Consider the following 18,826-nt stretch of genomic DNA (forward strand, 5'->3'; position numbering starts at 1 on the left):
CATGAAAACAATTATCAAACACTTCGGGGCCTTCGTGTTGCAGCAGGCACTCTCCTGCATATTCCCGATTTTGGTATTTACAATGCTGGCACTTTCGCACCTGTTTGCAGGCATTTTGCCCCGGTATGATTTTATGTTGATAGCCTGCCTGCTTATCCAGGCGGCTTTATATTATACCGGGATCGAAACTAAAGATGAAGTGCTGGTGATCTGCATATTTCACCTGCTCGGGTTAATGATGGAGCTTTTTAAGGTTCATTATGGCTCATGGGCTTATCCTGAATTTGCTTATTTGAAAATTGGCGGCGTTCCGCTATACAGCGGCTTTATGTATGCAAGTGTTGCCAGCTACATGTGCCAGGCCTGGCGAAGGCTTAACCTGCAAATACAAAACTGGCCCAACCGGCACATTGCCCGTACTATAGGCGTTTTAATATACCTTAATTTTTTCAGCAATCATTTTATGCCGGATGTCCGTTATGGCATAGGCGTATTGATCCTTTATTTTTTCAGGCGTTCGGTTGTAGTTTTTCACTTACAAGGTCAGGCTTACCGCATGCCCACCATATCGTCATTTTTACTCATCGGCTTTTTCATCTGGCTTGCCGAAAACATAGCTACCCGGCTTGGCGCCTGGCGTTATGCTTACCAGCACCAAGCATGGACAGTGGTCAACTACCAGAAAATAAGCTCATGGGCTTTCCTGGTAATTGTAAGCTTTATCATTGTTGCCGAATTAAAATTCTTAAAAGAGAGCGTGAAGCCATCCCCGGCATTATCGATTTAAACAATGCCTGCTTCATTAATTTCACGCAAAGGCGCTAAGCCGCAAAGGGGACTTCTTTCTTAGCGCCTTCGCGTCTTTACGTGAAACTCCGTCTAATTCGAAATCCGAAATCCGAAATCCGAAATTCTCAAATCAAAGCTCTTTGATCACCCGGCAGGGGTTTCCGACGGCCACTACATTGGCAGGGATATCTTTGGTTACTACACTTCCTGCACCTATGGTAGTATTATCACCTATAGTAACTCCGGGACAAACAATTACACCGCCGCCAAGCCACACATTGTTGCCAATAGTGATAGGCGCAGCATATTCAGGGCCTTTAATTCTCTCGCTGGCAATTACCGGGTGATAGGCGGTATAAAGCTGCACGTTGGGTGCCAGGAAAACATTATCGCCAAAGGTAACGCGCGCACAATCCAGTATAATGCAGTTAAAGTTCAAAAACAGATTATCACCTGCTGTTATATTAAAACCATAATCACAGTAAAAAGGCGATTGAATATCAATATTCCCCTTAAAGTTTCCTAACAGCTGTTTTAACAGCGCAGTTTTGGTTTCCTTATCGTCATAACCGGCAGCATTATATTGGGTAAACAGTTGGCGGGCTTTTGAACGGGCAGCAACAAGTTCGGCATCCCCGGCATTATACAGCTCGCCGGATATCATTTTTTCAAGTTCGGTCATCGGTAGTGTTTACAGGTATTGGTTGCAAATATAGGGCTTACTGGCAATATAACACCGTATTACCAATATGACATTAACCGCTCACCATGCGGTAATCGCTATCCTATTATGTAAATCATTGCTTTTAAAAGCTAACAATTACAGGTTAACAATACAGCTTTTTTAAATTTAAAACTATTAACGCCAATGCAAGTTATACTAATAGTTAATTTTTAATAAATTAAAGAAAAAATGAAGAATTTAAGAATAACAGCCGCAGCTATTGCCCTGTCATTAGCCGGCTCTTTAGCATTAGCAAATGGTCACAAGCCTCAAAATGATGGCGCCACCATAGTAAAGTATACAATGGCGACTGATACCGTACCCGGTAAAAATAAAAAGAAGCCAAAAACACCGGTACCTATACCCAAACCAACCGATCCGGCGCCAAATCCGAATCCAACACCTGCACCAGTACCGACTGATCCAAACCGGGTCCCTATGCCTGTGCCGACGCCGACACCTGCGCCTACCCCAACGCCAACACCAAACCCTTCACCAACACCTAACACCCCTAACCCGGTGCCGCAACCAAACACACCAAATACGCCGAGCCCAACAACGCCAAGCCCGACACCTAATCCGTCGAGCCCAACGATTCCAAGCCCGACTACGCCTAATCCGTCGAACCCAACCAGGCCGTCAAACTTTGGCCCAACCCAGTAATTTCAAGTTCGTTTTAAACAAAAACGCCCCGGGATATTTTAACCCGGGGCGTTCTTGTTATTATTTGTCAATTTCGTTTAGTTACTCGCTTGAGTAAAGGTATAAGGCAAATTAGTAAAAGTACCACCTAATACCTGCGATGTTTCAATGGATGCTATGGAACCATCGTCATTATAATTTACCTTTTTTGTGGTCAAATTATAAGTACCTGTTATTACATTTTTTGTTGGATCTATAGATGTAATTATGATAGTACCTGAGCCCGGTTCAACGGTTCCTACCTGATTATAGGATGTTCCGCTTGTTGATGTAAAATAGGCCATTTTTACTTTATCTGTAGCATCAACTTTATAAGTTGATATCGGAAAAGTATTAACATTAGTGGCATTAGCGTCACTTAATGTAATAGTCCATTTTACCCTTTTCAGATCGGTAGTGCCCACTACATTAAATGTCTTTGTTTTAGCATTAGCATCATAATTTATGGTGGCAGTAACATCATCGGGGATCCATGATGTACCATTGATAGTAGCAGCAAGTATTTGGTCGGAAGTGGTAGAAGCAGAAGTAACAACGTCCTTTTTACAGCCCTGGAATATTATAGCTGACAAAACGAACAGCATTAATAGTTGGATTTTCCTCATATATAAATTTTATGCAAATAACGATGTTTAAGAAGTAATAATCACAACGGAAATTACTTTTTTCACATATTTTAACATTCGCCGATGCGGCGGCTTTCAATAGTTAAGCCCCAATTATAACACAAATCATTTTATTTAACCATATTAGGCCGAAATTTTTAAACATGATCAACGTAAACGAATATTTTGAAGGCGCCGTTAAATCACTGGCATACACTACCCCGCAGGGCCGCTCAACCATTGGCGTTATTGAACCTGGCGAATACGAATTTGGCACATCAAGCCACGAAACCATGACAGTAATTGAAGGCAGTCTTGAGGCCCTGCTTCCCGCAACCGACAAATGGCAAACATTTACAGGCGGACAAACATTTGAAATTGAAGCCAACACATCATTTAAAGTAAAAACAGAAGTGCAGAGTTCATATCTGTGTACTTATAGGTAATGTCTGAATCAGAATTTACAGAATTAGAGAATTTTCAGAATGCATCTTGTTAATTTTAAAATTCTGTAAATTCTGATTCGGACAAAAATTTTGAACCGGGATTTTTTAGGATTAATGGATTCACCGGATTCATTTCCCTGATTAATTAGGTAACCGTTATTAAATTATCCTCTTCGGACTTACGGACTTCTCCAAATTTCTACCATCCACATAGATAAAAGCAGCAAAATTTTATTTGGTTATAGCATAGTTTGCAGCTTTAATAAATGAATTAAGCATAATTACTGCAACTTTATATTGATTCTAAATAATTTTTTTCGTACTTTCATTTTGTACATCATAATATTTATCTCTTTTTGTTGAGATAATGTTAAATAAACATGATTTAAATAATTGATTTTTTAGAAATCTTTAAAAATTACCGTAAATTTTATAATTTATTTGAGTTTTGGTAACTTCGTGGTTACACCCCTTATAAAATTATAAACGGTTTAATTTAAACAATGGATCAAACTGATAGCCACCAGGGTCTTTACAGACCGGAATTTGAACACGATTCGTGCGGAACGGGATTTATAGCCAATATAAACGGTCATAAAGCCAACCAGATCATTGATAACGCGTTAACCATGCTCGAAAACATGGAACACCGTGGTGCGTGCGGATGCGACCCCGAAAGCGGGGACGGTGCGGGTATTTTAATACAATTGCCCCATGAATTTTTAATGGAAGAATGCTCAAACCTTGAGATCAGCCTGCCGGAACCCGGTGAGTATGGTGTAGGTATGATTTTCTTACCAAAGGATTCGGCCCAAAAGAAGGCCTGCCGTAATATTATTAACAACGCTATTGAAAAATTAGGCTTACATAAACTTGGCGAGCGTAAACTCACTGTTGATTCATCAGTTATTGGTGAAACAGCACGCCAGGCCGAACCTGATGTGGAGCAAATTTATATTGCAAGGCCGCATCATATTACCAATGCCGATGATTTTGAGCGTAAACTATTCGTGCTCAGAAGGTATATCAACAAAACCATTACCGAAACTGTAGCCGGTGCTTCTGATAATTTTTATTTTACATCATTAAGCTGTAAAACAATCATTTACAAAGGACAGCTTACTACGTACCAGCTGCGTAAATATTATGCCGACCTTTCTGATCCGCGTATTGCATCGGGCTTTGCCATGATCCACTCGCGTTTCTCAACCAATACTTTCCCTTCATGGAAACTGGCCCAGCCGTTCCGCTTAATTGCGCATAACGGCGAGATCAATACCTTAACAGGTAACCTGAACTGGTTTTATGCAGGCCTGAAATCATATGCTTCGTCATACTTTACTGCCGAAGAAATGGAAATGCTGCTGCCTGTGATAGATAACAACCAGTCGGACTCGGCCTGTTTAGATAATATCATCGAGATCCTGTTGCATTCCGGTCGTTCATTGCCACACGTAATGATGATGCTGGTACCTGAGGCATGGGATGGTAACGAAGCCATGGATCCGCTTAAAAAAGCATTCTACGAGTTTCACGCTACCCTGATGGAGCCATGGGATGGCCCGGCAGCTATTACCTTTACCGATGGTAAACTGGTAGGTGCCCTGCTTGACCGTAACGGCTTGCGTCCATTGCGTTATGTAATAACCAATGATGGCCGCGCTATTGCTGCATCAGAAGCCGGTACTTTAGCTATCGACGAAAGCACGGTTTTACGCAAAGGCCGTTTACAGCCTGGTAAAATGCTGTTGATCGATACTGAAAAAGGCCGTATCATCACCGATGAGGAAATCAAGAAACAAGTTGCATCACAACAGCCTTATGGCCGTTGGTTGGAAAACTATAAAATTAACCTGAGCGAACTTACTGAGCCGCGTTTGGCTTTCGCCAACCTGTCTGAAGCTTCGGTATACCGTTACCAGCAGGTATTTGGTTACAGCCGCGAGGATATCGACACCATTATTAAACCAATGGCGCTTGATGGTAAAGAACCGGTAGGCTCAATGGGTACCGATGTGCCTTTGGCTATCCTTTCCGACAAACCTCAGCACCTGTCAAGTTATTTCAAACAATTCTTCGCACAGGTAACCAACCCACCTATCGACCCGATCCGTGAGCGTTTGGTGATGAGCCTTGCTACCTTCATTGGTAACAATGGCAACCTGCTGGATGAAGATAAAATGCATTGTCATTGCGTAGTATTGAAACACCCGATATTGAAAAACCACCAGTTAGAGAAACTGCGTAGTATCGATACAGGCCTGTTCCACGCTAAAACGCTTCAAACTTACTTTAAGGCTGATGGCCTGCCTGGTTCATTGGAAAAAGGTATTGCAAGGCTTTGCCGTTATGCCGAAGATGCTGTTGATGACGGCTTTGAGGTATTGATCCTTTCGGACCGTGCGGTTGACTCTGAGCACGCCCCTATCCCTACCCTGCTGGCTGTATCTGCCGTACACCACCACCTGATCCGCAAGGGCCGCCGTGGCGCTGTAGGCCTGGTAGTTGAAACCGGTGATGCCTGGGAAGTACACCACTTTGCCTGCTTACTGGCCTTTGGTGCTACTGCCATTAACCCATACCTGGCGCTTTCAACTATCGAAACACTGAAGGACAATGGCAGCCTTGAAACCAGTTATGATATTAAAAAACTGCGAAATAACTACGTTAAATCTATTAACGATGGCTTGTTGAAGATCTTCTCGAAAATGGGGATCTCCACATTACAGTCATACCATGGTGCCCAGGTATTCGAGATCCTTGGTATTAATAAAACTGTTGTTGACAAATACTTCCATGGTGCGGTTACCCGTATAGGCGGTTTAGGCCTTGACGAAATTGCCCGCGAAGCACTTTGCAAACATAAAATGGGCTTTGAGGCCAAAGGTGCCGATAACCTGCTGCCTGAAGGTGGTATTTACCAGTGGAAACGCCGAGGCGAAGCCCACTTGTTTAACCCTACTACCGTTCACTTGTTGCAGCATGCTACCCGCAGCAATAACTACGAGGTTTACAAAAACTACGCTAAAGTGGTTAACGAGCAAACTGAAAAGCATTTCACCATCCGTGGCCTGCTTGATTTTGCCCACCACCGCGAATCTATCAGCATTGATGAGGTTGAACCGGCCGAAAGCATTATGAAACGTTTCGCTACAGGTGCGATGTCATTCGGCTCTATCTCGCACGAGGCGCACAGTACTATGGCCATTGCCATGAACCGAATTGGCGGTAAAAGTAACACTGGCGAAGGCGGTGAGGACGAAATGCGTTACGACAAATTGCCAAACGGCGATTCGTTACGTTCGGCTATCAAACAAGTGGCTTCAGGCCGTTTTGGGGTTACCTCAAACTACCTTACTAATGCCGACGAGTTACAGATAAAAATGGCGCAGGGCGCAAAACCAGGCGAAGGCGGTCAGCTGCCGGGCCACAAGGTTGACGATTGGATCGCTAAAACCCGTCACTCTACGCCGGGTGTAGGTTTGATCTCTCCTCCTCCGCACCATGATATTTACTCTATCGAAGATTTGGCACAGCTCATCTTCGACCTTAAAAATGCCAACCGTGCTGCCCGTATCAACGTTAAATTGGTATCAAAAGCAGGTGTAGGTACTATTGCAGCCGGTGTTGCCAAAGCACACGCCGATGTGATCCTGATTGCCGGCTATGATGGCGGTACAGGTGCATCGCCAATAAGCTCCATCAAACATGCTGGCTTGCCTTGGGAGCTTGGCTTAACTGAAGCCCACCAAACACTGGTACGCAACAAACTGCGCAGCCGTGTGGTATTGCAAACAGATGGCCAGCTGAAAACCGGTAGGGATTTGGCTATCGCAGCCCTGATGGGTGCCGAAGAATGGGGTGTAGCTACTGCTGCCCTTGTTGCTGGCGGCTGTATCATGATGCGTAAATGCCATTTAAATACCTGCCCTGTAGGTGTTGCCACACAAGATCCTGAACTGCGCAAATTATTCTCGGGCAAACCAGAGCACGTTGTTAACCTGTTCCGCTTTATGGCCCAGGAGTTACGCGAGATCATGGCCGAGCTTGGTTTCCGTACCATTCATGAAATGGTTGGCCGCGTACAGTTCCTGAAAGTGAAAGATAACCTGCAAAGCTGGAAAGCCAAAAAGATCGACCTTAGCGGCATCCTGCACCCGGTTACCAACTCCAAAGGCATGACCTTGTACAACAGCGAATCACAGGATCATGGCATGGCCGATATCCTTGACTGGAAACTGTGGGAAACCGCAAAACAGGCCATTGAAGATAAAACCCCGGTATTTGCTTCATTTGATGTGATCAACGTTAACCGTACTATCGGTACCCTGTTATCAAACGAGATCTCGAAAGTATACGGTTCGGCAGGTTTACCTGATAATACCATCAACTACAAGTTCAAAGGCTCGGCAGGTCAAAGCTTCGCTGCTTTTGCTACCAAAGGTATCTCATTTGAATTGGAAGGTGAAGCAAATGATTACGTAGGTAAAGGCCTTTCAGGTGCACAGATAGCGGTTTACCAGGCAGCTAACGCAACTTTCACCCCCGAAGATAACATCATTATCGGTAACGTAGCCCTTTACGGCGCTACATCAGGTGAGCTGTTCATCGGCGGTATGGCCGGCGAACGTTTCGCGGTACGTAACTCAGGTGCTACAACAGTTGTTGAAGGTATTGGCGATCACGGTTGCGAATACATGACAGGTGGCCGTGCACTCATCCTTGGTAAAACAGGCCGCAACTTTGCAGCCGGTATGAGCGGTGGTATAGCTTGGGTTTATAACCCCGAAGGTTCTTTTGCCGAAAACTGCAATACCGAAATGGTTGACCTTGATCCGCTAAGTGTTCAGGATGAAGAGCAGATCCTTACCCTGCTGCGTAAGCACATCACCTTAACAGGCAGCAAGCTTGCACAACAGATCCTGAACAACTGGAACGAAGCTTCGACACAGTTTGTGAAGGTATATCCAAGAGAGTATAAAAAAGTTTTAGAGAAATTACAATATCAAACTATAGGCTAAGAAATGGGAAAACCTACAGGATTTCAGGAGTTTAATCGCGAACTTCCATCAAAAGTTCCGGCTGCTGAACGCGTTAAGAATTATAACGAATTTGTTAATTTATACACCGAAGAGAAGCTTAACCAGCAATCGGCAAGGTGTATGAATTGCGGTATCCCTTTCTGCCATTCGGGATGCCCGCTCGGTAACATCATCCCTGAGTTTAACGATGCGGTGTATCGTAAAAACTGGGAAGAAGCCTACCATATATTATCATCAACTAATAACTTCCCTGAGTTTACAGGCCGGATCTGCCCTGCTCCATGCGAATCGGCATGCGTGTTAGGCATCAACAAACCGCCTGTAGCTATTGAGGAAATTGAGCGCCATATCATCGAGATCGCTTACGAGAAAAACCTGGTAAAACCAACTGCCCCGCTTGTTAAAACAGGCAAAAAGGTAGCAGTTGTAGGTTCAGGCCCTGCAGGTCTTGCCGCAGCAGCCCAACTGGTAAAAGTTGGCCATGCCGTTACCGTTTACGAACGTGACGACCGTGCAGGTGGTTTATTACGCTACGGCATCCCCGACTTTAAATTAGAGAAATGGGTTGTTGAACGCCGTGTGGAAGTAATGGAGAAAGATGGTGTTGTATTTAAATACAACAGCGAGGTTGGTGTAAACGTTGCTGCCGATGAACTGGTACGTAATAACGATGCCGTGATATTGGCAGGCGGTTCAACCATTCCTCGTAACCTGCACATTCCGGGCCGCGAGTTAAAAGGCATCCATTTTGCAATGGACTTCCTGAAACAGCAAAACAAACGCGTAAGCAATATTGAAGTTACCGCTGAAGAAATTATAGCTACCGGTAAAGATGTAGTAGTAATTGGTGGTGGTGATACCGGATCTGACTGTGTGGGCACTTCAAACCGCCAGGGAGCCGCTTCTGTTAAACAATTTGAGGTGATGTTCCAGCCGCCGGCTCAGCGTACACAGCACATGCCATGGCCTACTTACCCAATGGTACTTAAAACTACCAGCTCGCACGAAGAAGGTGCAGACCGTTTCTGGGGTGTTAACACTTTAGAGTTTTTGGGTGATGAGCAAGGTAACCTGCGTGCGCTGAAAGTAGTTGATGTAGAATGGGAACAAGATTTTATGGGCCGCCCGGTAAAATTCCATGTTATTGAAGGTTCGGAACGTGAAATCCCTTGTCAACGTGTATTCCTGGCTATGGGCTTTTTACATCCGCAGCATGAGACATTCATTAGTCAGCTTGGTGTTGATATTGACGAACGTAAGAACGTTAAAGCCAAAGAAGGCATTTACCGCACCAACGTAAGCAAAGTATTTACAGCAGGCGATATGCGCCGCGGACAATCATTGGTTGTTTGGGCTATATCTGAAGGCCGCGAAGCCGCCCGCAAGGTTGATGAGTTTTTAATGGGGCACTCCCTGCTGGAAAGCAAAGATGCTGTTAACCAGTTTGACCAGGTGTTTTAATGTTAGAGATTGGAGGTTAGAGATTGGTTAACATCTTTCGCAGATATCTCCTTATCATATTGTTTTAATTATGAAGCCGGGCAATTGCCCGGCTTTGTTGTTTTACTCCGTAGCAGCTGCCTTAAACTCCATTAGGTTGTGGGTTTGTAGTAATATTTTCAGGACGAAACCATTATCGGCATCTGCTTTGTTAATCACTATCAAAACATTTACACCATGAGCAAACAAAGCAATATCGCCGCACAGCAAAAGTTTGGCGAAGCTGTTAACAGCAGAAATTTTAAAGCATTTTATGATTTGGTGGCTGCCGATTCTATCGATCACGATCCGGCTCCAGGCCAGGTTGCAGGTCCACAGGGATATATTGATTTTTTCACTAAGCTGAGCACCGCTTTTCCAGATATGGAGCTGGCTGTTGAGCAATTAGTTGCCGACGATGAGAACGTATCATTCGCCTATACGTTAACCGGAACGCACAAAGGCGACTTTAATGGCATCCCAGCTACAAATAAAAACATAGAGGCCCGCGGCATGCAAATCTCAAAATTTGAAAACGGTAAAATGATTGAACGTTGGGGAAGCTCGGATGAGCTTGGGATATTGAAACAAATTGGAGCGAGCATTAGCTTGCATTAAATCACCAACGTCAAAAAACAATAAAGCTGGGCGTTTGTCCAACTTTATTGTTTTTAGCTATTTTACTTCAAGGGAGGTCTTCCGCGTCCTCGTGTATGAAAATCAGCCATGTTTTGTCTCCCTACTGCTCACACTTAAAGCTTACATGGGTTTCAACCTTTAAATCTGGCTGCACTTGGATATTAAATACCATTCTATATGCTATCTCCCTCAGCGGCACTACGTCAGTTACTTTACATTGATGGATAAAATCCATTCCATCCATATGCCCTGGAAAATCAAACTCCGCTCCAGCTTCCGGTTTAAAGTCAGCGATGTAATAATACCAGTGTTTCATGCTTTCGTTACCCGTAAATGCCTGTCAAAGGCATGTTCGGATACATTGAAAAGGTGTTTAATAACAAGCGGCGAATTTTCAACTGCTTACGTTCTTGATATTTAAAAACTTACCAAGTCTAAAAGACTTCGTAAGTTTAGTATAGCTGGTCTATTTTTCCAGGTATTGTTTAAGCGAGATCCCGGTAATATGTGTCCAGCCGGCAACAAAATTTTCTTTTTTGAAGGAATCTAATGGTGGGAAGGTTTCCAGGCCGCTATGAGTAAGTACCAGTTTAGTACCCTCCCCTTCAGGGAAAAGCTCCCACGTAACTTCCGATTCACCTTCATAACCGTCATATCGCCAGGTGTAAGCAATAGTTTTGCCCTCGACAACTTTTGTTACCCGGCACAGGTGTAAAAACTCTTGCTTGTCGTCACCACCTGTAAACTCAAATTCAAAGCCTATTTCGGGTTTAAATTCGGCAAGGTCAAAATACCACTCTTTCATTTTTTCTTTAACGGTAATAGCTTCCCATACCTTTTGGATGGGTGCAGCATAAACCCTTTCAATAACAAATGGTTGCGTACTCATAGTTTGTTGTTTTTATGGTTATCTGTGTTTTGTTCATTGGTCAAAAAAGTGTCGAGTGCGTCCAGTTTCTGTGTCCAGAACTTTCGGTATTGCTCAGCCCATTCTGTAACTTGTTTTAACTGCTTCAAATCGGCATGACAAAAGCGCTCCCTCCCCTGCTGTTTAATAACAAGCAAACCGCATTCGGTCAGTATTTTTATGTGTTTGGATACAGCAGGGCGACTTATATCGAAATTATCAGCAACAGCATTAAGGTTCATCTGCCGGTAGGCCAGCAGGTTTATGATCTCTCGTCGGGTAGGATCGGCAATAGCCTGGAAAACGTCTCTTCGCATAATAACCAAACGGTTACATGAAACCGTTCGGTTACAAATATAAATGAAACCTTTTGGTTACACAATGAATTTTTCAATTTTTCCTACGGGCACATTCATGAATGTTTATTATTACCCGGCTTTTCTTCGAGCCTTTCATTATACACTTATTTTCAGACAGATACACATACAAGCATCTTCTGATATTGAAGATCAGAAGATAGAACAGCAGGTAGCAGCACCTGTGCTATAGGTAATTTTACGTAGTGAAAATTGGGTGATTATACCTATTTCGGGGTATTATTTTTTGCCATATTTTTATCGCACCTGAACAATTTAATGCAAGTAATACAATGGCAGTACGTATAGTATGTATAAAAACTGATACCAAACCGCATGAAAACCCCTATGTGGCGATTGACTCATTAGAATGGATCAACGAACGGATCAATGTAAAAGGCCTCACCGAAAGATCAAAACTTTACGACTGGATAAAAAACGAAGACGGCGACGCTTACATCATCGACAATAAGGGGAATAAAACCAGCCTGATCCCGGCCGTTTGCCCCGAGGGTAACAAGTATGTTAAAACCGTTTATGACGAATCGGAGCCGGATTACCTGTTGGGTTTGCCGGAATGTGCATAAAAGCTGCTACCAGCCTTTAAAAGGGTTAACGCTTAAAAAGGAATTGTAATATCGCTTGTCTCCGGTTACCTCGGTTGTTGCCCATGGAGGTAAATCAAATTCTTCATCCTCACTATCGAGCTCGATCTCGGCCATAAGCAGTCCCTGATTATCGCCTAAAAACTCATCAACTTCCCAAAGTTTGCCGGCGTAAGTAATGCGATAACGGTATTTTTCCAATTCGGAGGCTGCAAAACTATCAAGCAGCTGAGTCCCGTCAGCTACTGGAATAGTATATTCAAATTCGCTGCGACTAAAACCTGCTGTACCTCCTTTGATGGTGATATAAGCTTCAGTATCAGTTACTCTGATGCGAATGGTTTTCTTTTCATCACTAAAAATATACCCTTGCCTGAAATGCATTGCATTGGGCTTTGCCAACGGCTGCCATTTTTCGTGATCTACCAAAAACTTACGTTCTATTTCAACTGCCATCAGATTTACCGGATTTATTATAAGTCTGCAATTTTAGCATTATTTAACATTTGAGTGTTTATAATATATCATATATTTATAGTATACCATACTTATATGATAACCACCAAACCTATCACAAACCTAACCTGCATTGTGTTGATCTTGTTTTCCTTCGGCTGTAAACAACGTACTATTGTTAAACACAATGGCGAAAAAGATCTGATTTCCTTTAAACCGATACTGGGTATTAGCTATACCGAAATAGCACGCCGATCGCAGAACGGGCTCTCTTTCAATAGCGTAGGTTATAAATTAGAGCCGCAATGGAAAATGAAATTCGTTTCAAACGATTCAACCAGCATATATAGCCCTATAAAAAAGCAGTTCATCAATTTTCCGCTTAGTTGTGGTTACGATTCCATTTTTAATACGGCCCGTACCTGGCTTAAAGTTAAAACAATGACTAAAGACAGTATGATCATCGAATTGCTCAATGCCCATGCAGATTCGGTTGATACCCGCGGTACCAAAATTTATATGGTTTTTTACGCCGATAATTATATAAAAAACGTACTTCATGGCGATGTAAGTAAATGCAAAAGCCCCAGCCGAAAAGATAGCGTATACATACAATCATTAACCGATACTGCCAATAAAGACTTTACTAAAGCATTTGCTGCCCGGCAACCTGTTGAACTCGAAAGCAAAAGCCCGCATGTTACCTTTAGTAAACGCCATACAAAGCCAACTATGCTTAATAATTTCAGCAGCTCTAACGATTATATGGGTCCCGAGTTCGACATCAAAGTCAACAATGCATATAAAAATTTCAACTATTCGTTTTCGATATTTGTTGATCCGGCCGGACAGCTACATTATGGGAAGCCCCTTGTTTTTATATTAGAAAAAGAGCGTATACCAACCTATATCCACCTTTCGAAAGCTGTAATGGACAGTTACCTGAAATACTACCTGAACTTTATTCCCGGCAAAACACTTGGTATTGTGCATACCAGCGAGATAGCTATACATGTTACAGGAAAGCAGGGAGTGTAGATTAAAATTCGCTGCGGTCAACACCTACTGTAGTTCCTTTTTTAGTGATATAATACCATCAAACCTATATGCTAAACGCTAAACCTGTTACAAAACTAACTTTCATTTTATTGACTTTGTTTTGCTTCGCATGCAAACAACGCAACATTGTTAAACATAATGGCGAAAAAGACCTGATCTCGTTTAAACCTGTTTTCGGCATCACATATACCGAAATTGCCCGGCGTGCACAGGATGGACTTTCGTTTAACAACTATGGCTACCAGTTAGAGCCTCAATGGAAAATGAAATTTGTTTCCAATGATTCAACCAGTATTTACAGCCCTACAAAAAAGCAGTTTATTAACTTTCCGCTCAGTCGGGGTTATGATTCTATTTTTAATACGGCACGCACCTGGCTCAAAGTCAAAACCATGACCAGAGACAGTATGATCATCGAGCTGCTCAAAGCATATGGCGACTCGGTTGATACCCGCGGTGCCAAAGTTTATATGGTTTTTTACGCCGATAATTATATAAAAAACGTACTTCATGGCGATGTAAGTAAATGCAAAAGCCCCAACCGAAAAGACTCAGTTTACATACAATGGTTAGCCGATGCCGCAAATAAAAATATTGACAAGGCCTTTGCCGCCCGGCAACCTGTTGAGCTTAAAAGTAAAAGCGCACTGGTTACTATTAGCAAACGACATACAGAGCCAACCATGCTCAATAATTTCGACACATCTGATGATTACATGGGGCCGGAATTTGACATCACTGTCGATAAAGCCTACGCCAATTTTTACTATTCCTTTTCGATATTTGTTGATCCCACAGGCCAGATGCATTATGGAAGGCCACTTACTGTTTTTTTGGAAGAGGACCGCCGCATTACTTATATCCATCTGTCAAAAGCCGTCATGGAAAGCTATCTTAAATATTATTTGAAGTTGACTCCCGGTAAAACGCTTGGCATAACGCATACAAGCGAAATAGCCGTTCATGTTACCGGCAGACCGCGGGTATACAGCTTAACAAAAAACTTACAATGATGTTCTCTACCGCAATTTCGCTGTTTTTTTAACCGTTTATTGAAATATCTATATCTTTAGCGGCAATGCTACTCATCAATCTAAAAACGTTAAAAACGGCAGCATTCGGACTGCTTATCCTATTATCTGCCTGCATTTCAAGCTGCGGCGATAGCCAGTCAGGTAAAAAGAAAAGGGAACTTATTTCTTTTAAGCCCTACAATGGCATAAATTATTCTGAAGTATCAAGACGCCAGCGCAATGGTCTCTCATTTAACGAATACGGCTATCAGCTGGAGCCTCAATGGAAGCTAAAATTTGTTTCTGACGATTCTATAAGCATTTTCAGCCCTACCAAAAACGCATTTATTAACTTTCCGCTCACACGTGGATATGATTCTATTTTTAATGCTGCACGTTCCTGGTTGAAGGTAAGGAAGATCAATAAAGACAGTATCACTATGGAGATCCTGATCCAGAAAGGCGACTCGCTGGATGTTAAAGGCACTAAGGTTTTTATGCGCTTTTATGCCGATAACTACATTAAAAATGTTTTACATACTGATACTTCGATATTAAGGCGTCCCAGCAGTAAGGACACTTCATTTATCCGCTCTCTCTCGGCAAAAGCTAATGCCGATTATACCAAAGCTTTTTCGGCAAGACAACCTGCCATTATCACCAGTAAAAGCCCGCTGGTAACAGTATCGCGCCGCACCACCAAACCAGACATATTAAATAACTTTGATAACTCTGACGATTATCTCGATCCGACATATGATATTGTGATCAAAAACGCCTTTAAAGATTTTTATTATTCCTTTACCATGTATATTGACGATAAGGGTAATTTATACTTCGGTATCCCCCTTGTTGGATTTAACGGAGATCAGGAAAGAGAGGCCGACTATATTCACACGTGCAAAGCTGTAATTGAAAGTTATTTTAAGTTTTACCTAACTGCAAAGCCAGGCACAACACTTGGTATGATCCACTCAAGCACGGTTTCGGTACACGTTGAAGGCAAGGCTAAAACTACAACTAAGTAACAATTGTGCTATTTTGTATAAGCGTATAGCTTTTAGCGTTTAATTTTCGCCAACCGGTCAAAACGGCATTTGTAAAAAAGTGTTAAATAAACGGCTGCTAAAAATGCAATACGGCTAAATGTTTATATTAGCCCCTGTTACTTCTTTAACTTATATTGATGATCATACGTCGATTTTTACTCCTATTATGCCTGTTAACTGCCTTTGGCGCATCTGTTTTTGCCCAGCAGGATAGCATCCCCCTAACAACCATAATTGAAAAAACCAGCAAGTTTAACAGCAGCTTCCCAATTGAAAAAGTTTACCTGCACACAGATAAACCTTACTATGCTGTTGGCGATACCATTTGGTTTAAAGCTTATGTAACTATTGAAAAACACCAGCCATCGGCTTTGAGCCGCATTGTGTATGTAGATCTGATCAACAACCGGGATTCGGTGGTTGAAAGTCAGCGTATTTCGGTTACAAATGGCTTTGCAAGCGGTAATATTGTACTTAATGGCGATACCTACAAGCAGGGAGCTTACCGCCTGCGCAGCTATACCGGCTGGATGCGCAATTTTGATCCTGATTACTTTTACGACCATACCTTTAATGTTGGTAACGCAATTGATAACCAGGTGCGTACCAACATAAGCTATAAAAGCTCAACCAAAAGAACAGGCGTTAAAGTTGACGCTACCATTCTTTACAAAGGATCAGATAATTCTCCCTATGCTAACAAAAAAGTTAGCTGGCAGCTCATGAAAAACGGTGACCCCGTTAATAAAGGCCGGGGCACTACCGACGACAAAGGCGTATTACTTGTTGATATCCCCGAAAGCCAGGCCGATGTAATTACCGGCGGCATCCTGGTGACAGCGATTGATGTAGGCGATCGTAAAACCATCAATAGCAGCTTTTCTATGCGTACTGCGGTTAAAGGATATGACGTGCAATTTTTCCCTGAAGGTGGTCAATTAACCAACGGTATCCGTACCAAAGTTGCTTTTAAGGCCATAGCCTCAAGCGGCCTGGGTGTTGACGTCAAAGGGACTATCGTTGACGATAAAGGGGCCGAAATAGCCCAGATCAACAGCGCGCATTTAGGTATGGGGGTTTTCGCTGTTACACCTGATATCGAAAGATCATACAAAGCAAACATTATATTTCCTGATGGTTCGCAGGCTTCTTATAACCTGCCGCGCGTACAATCAATGGGGATAAACATTGGCGTTTATAATAATGATCCGGTCAATCTTACGGTAAAAATATCAGCTAATGACCTGTTTTTTCAGCGCAAACAAAACAAAAGCTTTTACCTGGTAGCACAAAGCGGCGGCGTTATTTATTATGCCGCGCAAACAGTATTGCAAAGTACAGTGTATTCGGCCAATATCCCTAAAAGTAAATTCCCCACAGGTATTGTGCAGGTAACGCTGTTTTCATCGGGCGGCTATGCTTTATGCGAGCGGATAGTATTTATTCAGCATAACGACCAGATTAACCTGGCCCTGAAAACGGATAAGCCATCATACAGCACCAGAGGCAACGTTAAGATCACGGTATCGGCAAAAAACAATACAGCCCCGGCCGAAGGCAGCTTTTCGGTAGCTATAGTTGATGATGGTACAGTACCATCAAATGAAGACGCGGAGTCAACCATATTGAGCAATATGTTACTTACTTCTGATCTGAAAGGTTATATCGAAAAGCCAAATTACTACTTCAATAAGCCTGATGATGAAAAGCTGGCCAACCTTGACATTCTGATGCTTACACAGGGTTACCGCCGCTTCAATTACGAGGATATACTGGCCGATAAAACCCCGCCACTTTATTTACTTCCGGAACAAGGCATTGATGTAACCGGAACGTTGAGGACCAATACCGGCCTTCCGGTAGCCAAAGGCAGCCTTCGTTTACTGATTCCTGACAAAAACTTTTCGGCAGAAACGATTACCGACATGACAGGCAATTTTAAGTTCTCGAACGTGAATGTGCCGGATACTTCAAAAATTACACTAAGCGCACGTAACAACCCTAACGGGCGCAACCTTGTTATATCCATTAATGGCGAAGCTTATCAAAAACTGAGCAAAAACAATAACATTCCCGATGAGATCCTGAATATCGACAGTACTTTCCGTCCTTATTTACAGAACAGCTATAAGCAGTATCAAAGCTCGCGTACCATAAAAGAGGTTGTTGTAAAGGCTACCAAGATCGTAAAAAAAGCAAGCCATGCCGACTATGGCACCTTCGCTGGTTTATCGATGCAGGCAGATCATGAAATATCGGCCCAGCAGCTGCAAGGTTGCCCCTTGCTGTTAAACTGTTTATCAACCATGGCAATGGGCCTTACTTATATTGATAATAATTTTTATATCACCCGCGATTACAATTCCGGCAGCCGTACGCCGGTACAGGTGTATGTAGGCAGCTTACCCGTTGATGCCAACTTTTTATCAAGCGTGCAATCAAGCGAGGTTGAGTCTGTCGAGATCTTTTTGAATGATGGTGTAAGTGGCATTAACCGCAGCACCCAAACCAAAGGGGTAATGGTGATCAACAAAAAAGTGGTTAAAAAAGAGAAAATAACGCTTGCCCAATTACAGGAACTTATCCCTAAGCAAAACGTGATCACTTTTGCAGTGCAGGGTTATACCAAAGCCAAAGAATTTTATTCGCCTAAATATGATGCTACCAAAGCGGGCACGCTTGGCGGCGATCTGCGCAATACTATCTATTGGAAACCAAACGTGATTACCGATAAAACAACTGGTACTGCAACAATCAGTTTCTTCAACAGTGATCAGCGTGGCTCATATCGTGCTATCATTGAAGGGATCGACGCCGAAGGCAACATAGGCCGTAGCGTGATACATTACAACGTAAAATAGCACAATACAATTCAAACTAAATAGAAAAGCCCTGATTACTTAAATTGTAATCAGGGCTTTTCTATATCTCCCTGCCCTATCTATATCAATTAAA

General features: G+C 42.8%; 16 protein-coding genes and 1 pseudogene. 11 read left to right on the forward strand and 6 right to left on the reverse strand.

Annotated features, from left to right (window positions below; translation table 11 throughout):
* Position 1: 1 nt before the first annotated feature.
* Positions 2 to 787 carry a DUF817 domain-containing protein gene (locus tag AC1DUD_RS05015; protein WP_477372236.1) on the forward strand — a complete coding sequence of 262 codons (786 nt, stop codon included), beginning with the start codon at positions 2 to 4 and terminating at the stop codon, positions 785 to 787.
* A gap of 132 nt (positions 788 to 919) precedes the next feature.
* On the opposite strand, the gene AC1DUD_RS05020 is transcribed toward AC1DUD_RS05015, so the two are convergent.
* Positions 920 to 1,471: a sugar O-acetyltransferase gene (locus tag AC1DUD_RS05020; protein ID WP_477372239.1), complete on the reverse strand. Its 552-nt coding sequence runs from the start codon at positions 1,469 to 1,471 to the stop codon at positions 920 to 922.
* A 231-nt stretch (positions 1,472 to 1,702) separates the two neighbouring features.
* Here AC1DUD_RS05020 and AC1DUD_RS05025 point away from each other — a divergent pair, with 231 nt between their 5' ends.
* Positions 1,703 to 2,176, forward strand: coding sequence for a hypothetical protein (locus tag AC1DUD_RS05025; RefSeq protein WP_477372241.1), 474 nt, complete (start codon positions 1,703 to 1,705; stop codon positions 2,174 to 2,176).
* Between the two features lie 77 nt (positions 2,177 to 2,253).
* Here AC1DUD_RS05025 and AC1DUD_RS05030 read toward each other — a convergent pair whose 3' ends face one another.
* Positions 2,254 to 2,820 carry a hypothetical protein gene (locus AC1DUD_RS05030; protein ID WP_477372243.1) on the reverse strand — a complete coding sequence of 189 codons (567 nt, stop codon included), beginning with the start codon at positions 2,818 to 2,820 and terminating at the stop codon, positions 2,254 to 2,256.
* A 164-nt stretch (positions 2,821 to 2,984) separates the two neighbouring features.
* Between AC1DUD_RS05030 and ppnP the strand changes: the two genes are divergently transcribed.
* The 4 genes from ppnP (at position 2,985) to AC1DUD_RS05050 (ending at position 10,405) form a co-directional block, all read left to right on the forward strand.
* Positions 2,985 to 3,266, forward strand: a complete 282-nt coding sequence (ppnP, locus tag AC1DUD_RS05035) for a pyrimidine/purine nucleoside phosphorylase (protein WP_477372245.1) — start codon at positions 2,985 to 2,987, stop codon at positions 3,264 to 3,266.
* A 503-nt stretch (positions 3,267 to 3,769) separates the two neighbouring features.
* Complete coding sequence (gene gltB, locus AC1DUD_RS05040) at positions 3,770 to 8,287, forward strand: glutamate synthase large subunit (RefSeq protein WP_477372247.1); 4,518 nt, start codon at positions 3,770 to 3,772, stop codon at positions 8,285 to 8,287.
* 3 nt (positions 8,288 to 8,290) lie between these two features.
* Positions 8,291 to 9,769: a glutamate synthase subunit beta gene (locus AC1DUD_RS05045; protein WP_477372249.1), complete on the forward strand. Its 1,479-nt coding sequence runs from the start codon at positions 8,291 to 8,293 to the stop codon at positions 9,767 to 9,769.
* Between the two features lie 216 nt (positions 9,770 to 9,985).
* Entirely contained in the window at positions 9,986 to 10,405 is a 420-nt protein-coding gene (locus AC1DUD_RS05050) for an ester cyclase (protein WP_477372251.1), read from the forward strand.
* Between the two features lie 121 nt (positions 10,406 to 10,526).
* Here the strand turns inward: AC1DUD_RS05050 and AC1DUD_RS05055 are convergent.
* The 3 genes and pseudogenes from AC1DUD_RS05055 to AC1DUD_RS05065 all read right to left on the reverse strand — a co-directional run.
* A pseudogene (locus AC1DUD_RS05055) lies at positions 10,527 to 10,754 on the reverse strand (SRPBCC family protein); the annotation flags it as partial.
* Positions 10,755 to 10,892: 138 nt separating this feature from the next.
* Positions 10,893 to 11,315, reverse strand: coding sequence for an SRPBCC family protein (locus tag AC1DUD_RS05060; protein WP_477372252.1), 423 nt, complete (start codon positions 11,313 to 11,315; stop codon positions 10,893 to 10,895).
* Positions 11,312 to 11,650 (reverse strand): ArsR/SmtB family transcription factor, encoded by a 339-nt coding sequence (locus AC1DUD_RS05065; RefSeq protein ID WP_477372254.1) that lies wholly within the window; start codon positions 11,648 to 11,650, stop codon positions 11,312 to 11,314. The genes AC1DUD_RS05060 and AC1DUD_RS05065 overlap by 4 nt, the downstream gene beginning before the upstream one ends.
* Positions 11,651 to 11,982: 332 nt before the next feature.
* On the opposite strand from AC1DUD_RS05065, the gene AC1DUD_RS05070 reads away from it, so the two are divergent.
* The gene (locus AC1DUD_RS05070; RefSeq protein ID WP_330862467.1) at positions 11,983 to 12,276 is read left to right on the forward strand and encodes a hypothetical protein; all 294 of its coding nucleotides are present in this window, start codon (positions 11,983 to 11,985) and stop codon (positions 12,274 to 12,276) included.
* 6 nt (positions 12,277 to 12,282) lie between these two features.
* On the opposite strand, the gene AC1DUD_RS05075 is transcribed toward AC1DUD_RS05070, so the two are convergent.
* The gene (locus tag AC1DUD_RS05075) at positions 12,283 to 12,750 is read right to left on the reverse strand and encodes a CYTH domain-containing protein (protein WP_477372256.1); all 468 of its coding nucleotides are present in this window, start codon (positions 12,748 to 12,750) and stop codon (positions 12,283 to 12,285) included.
* 96 nt (positions 12,751 to 12,846) lie between these two features.
* Between AC1DUD_RS05075 and AC1DUD_RS05080 the strand changes: the two genes are divergently transcribed.
* The 4 genes from AC1DUD_RS05080 to AC1DUD_RS05095 all read left to right on the forward strand — a co-directional run bounded on the left by AC1DUD_RS05080 (position 12,847) and on the right by AC1DUD_RS05095 (position 18,732).
* Positions 12,847 to 13,788: a hypothetical protein gene (locus AC1DUD_RS05080; protein WP_477372258.1), complete on the forward strand. Its 942-nt coding sequence runs from the start codon at positions 12,847 to 12,849 to the stop codon at positions 13,786 to 13,788.
* A gap of 68 nt (positions 13,789 to 13,856) precedes the next feature.
* A complete protein-coding gene (locus AC1DUD_RS05085) occupies positions 13,857 to 14,822 on the forward strand; it encodes a hypothetical protein (protein ID WP_477372260.1) in 966 nt (321 codons plus the stop codon).
* A 65-nt stretch (positions 14,823 to 14,887) separates the two neighbouring features.
* Positions 14,888 to 15,850 (forward strand): hypothetical protein, encoded by a 963-nt coding sequence (locus tag AC1DUD_RS05090; protein WP_477372262.1) that lies wholly within the window; start codon positions 14,888 to 14,890, stop codon positions 15,848 to 15,850.
* A 158-nt stretch (positions 15,851 to 16,008) separates the two neighbouring features.
* On the forward strand, positions 16,009 to 18,732 hold the full coding sequence (locus AC1DUD_RS05095) for a carboxypeptidase regulatory-like domain-containing protein (protein WP_477372264.1): 2,724 nt from the start codon (positions 16,009 to 16,011) through the stop codon (positions 18,730 to 18,732).
* Positions 18,733 to 18,826 lie beyond the last annotated feature (94 nt).

It is taken from the genome of Mucilaginibacter sp. P4_A11 (assembly GCF_056402535.1).

What these genes read in the sequence shown, in the direction of transcription:
- AC1DUD_RS05070 (WP_330862467.1), top strand. Translation starts at nt 11,983, where the DNA reads ATGGCAGTACGTATAGTATGTATAAAAACTGATACCAAACCGCATGAA.
- AC1DUD_RS05075 (WP_477372256.1), bottom strand. Translation starts at nt 12,750, where the DNA reads ATGGCAGTTGAAATAGAACGTAAGTTTTTGGTAGATCACGAAAAATGG.
- AC1DUD_RS05065 (WP_477372254.1), bottom strand. Translation starts at nt 11,650, where the DNA reads ATGCGAAGAGACGTTTTCCAGGCTATTGCCGATCCTACCCGACGAGAG.
- AC1DUD_RS05050 (WP_477372251.1), top strand. Translation starts at nt 9,986, where the DNA reads ATGAGCAAACAAAGCAATATCGCCGCACAGCAAAAGTTTGGCGAAGCT.
- AC1DUD_RS05090 (WP_477372262.1), top strand. Translation starts at nt 14,888, where the DNA reads ATGCTACTCATCAATCTAAAAACGTTAAAAACGGCAGCATTCGGACTG.
- AC1DUD_RS05025 (WP_477372241.1), top strand. Translation starts at nt 1,703, where the DNA reads ATGAAGAATTTAAGAATAACAGCCGCAGCTATTGCCCTGTCATTAGCC.
- AC1DUD_RS05085 (WP_477372260.1), top strand. Translation starts at nt 13,857, where the DNA reads ATGCTAAACGCTAAACCTGTTACAAAACTAACTTTCATTTTATTGACT.
- AC1DUD_RS05020 (WP_477372239.1), bottom strand. Translation starts at nt 1,471, where the DNA reads ATGACCGAACTTGAAAAAATGATATCCGGCGAGCTGTATAATGCCGGG.
- AC1DUD_RS05030 (WP_477372243.1), bottom strand. Translation starts at nt 2,820, where the DNA reads ATGAGGAAAATCCAACTATTAATGCTGTTCGTTTTGTCAGCTATAATA.
- ppnP (WP_477372245.1), top strand. Translation starts at nt 2,985, where the DNA reads ATGATCAACGTAAACGAATATTTTGAAGGCGCCGTTAAATCACTGGCA.
- AC1DUD_RS05060 (WP_477372252.1), bottom strand. Translation starts at nt 11,315, where the DNA reads ATGAGTACGCAACCATTTGTTATTGAAAGGGTTTATGCTGCACCCATC.
- gltB (WP_477372247.1), top strand. Translation starts at nt 3,770, where the DNA reads ATGGATCAAACTGATAGCCACCAGGGTCTTTACAGACCGGAATTTGAA.
- AC1DUD_RS05080 (WP_477372258.1), top strand. Translation starts at nt 12,847, where the DNA reads ATGATAACCACCAAACCTATCACAAACCTAACCTGCATTGTGTTGATC.
- AC1DUD_RS05015 (WP_477372236.1), top strand. Translation starts at nt 2, where the DNA reads ATGAAAACAATTATCAAACACTTCGGGGCCTTCGTGTTGCAGCAGGCA.
- AC1DUD_RS05045 (WP_477372249.1), top strand. Translation starts at nt 8,291, where the DNA reads ATGGGAAAACCTACAGGATTTCAGGAGTTTAATCGCGAACTTCCATCA.
- AC1DUD_RS05095 (WP_477372264.1), top strand. Translation starts at nt 16,009, where the DNA reads ATGATCATACGTCGATTTTTACTCCTATTATGCCTGTTAACTGCCTTT.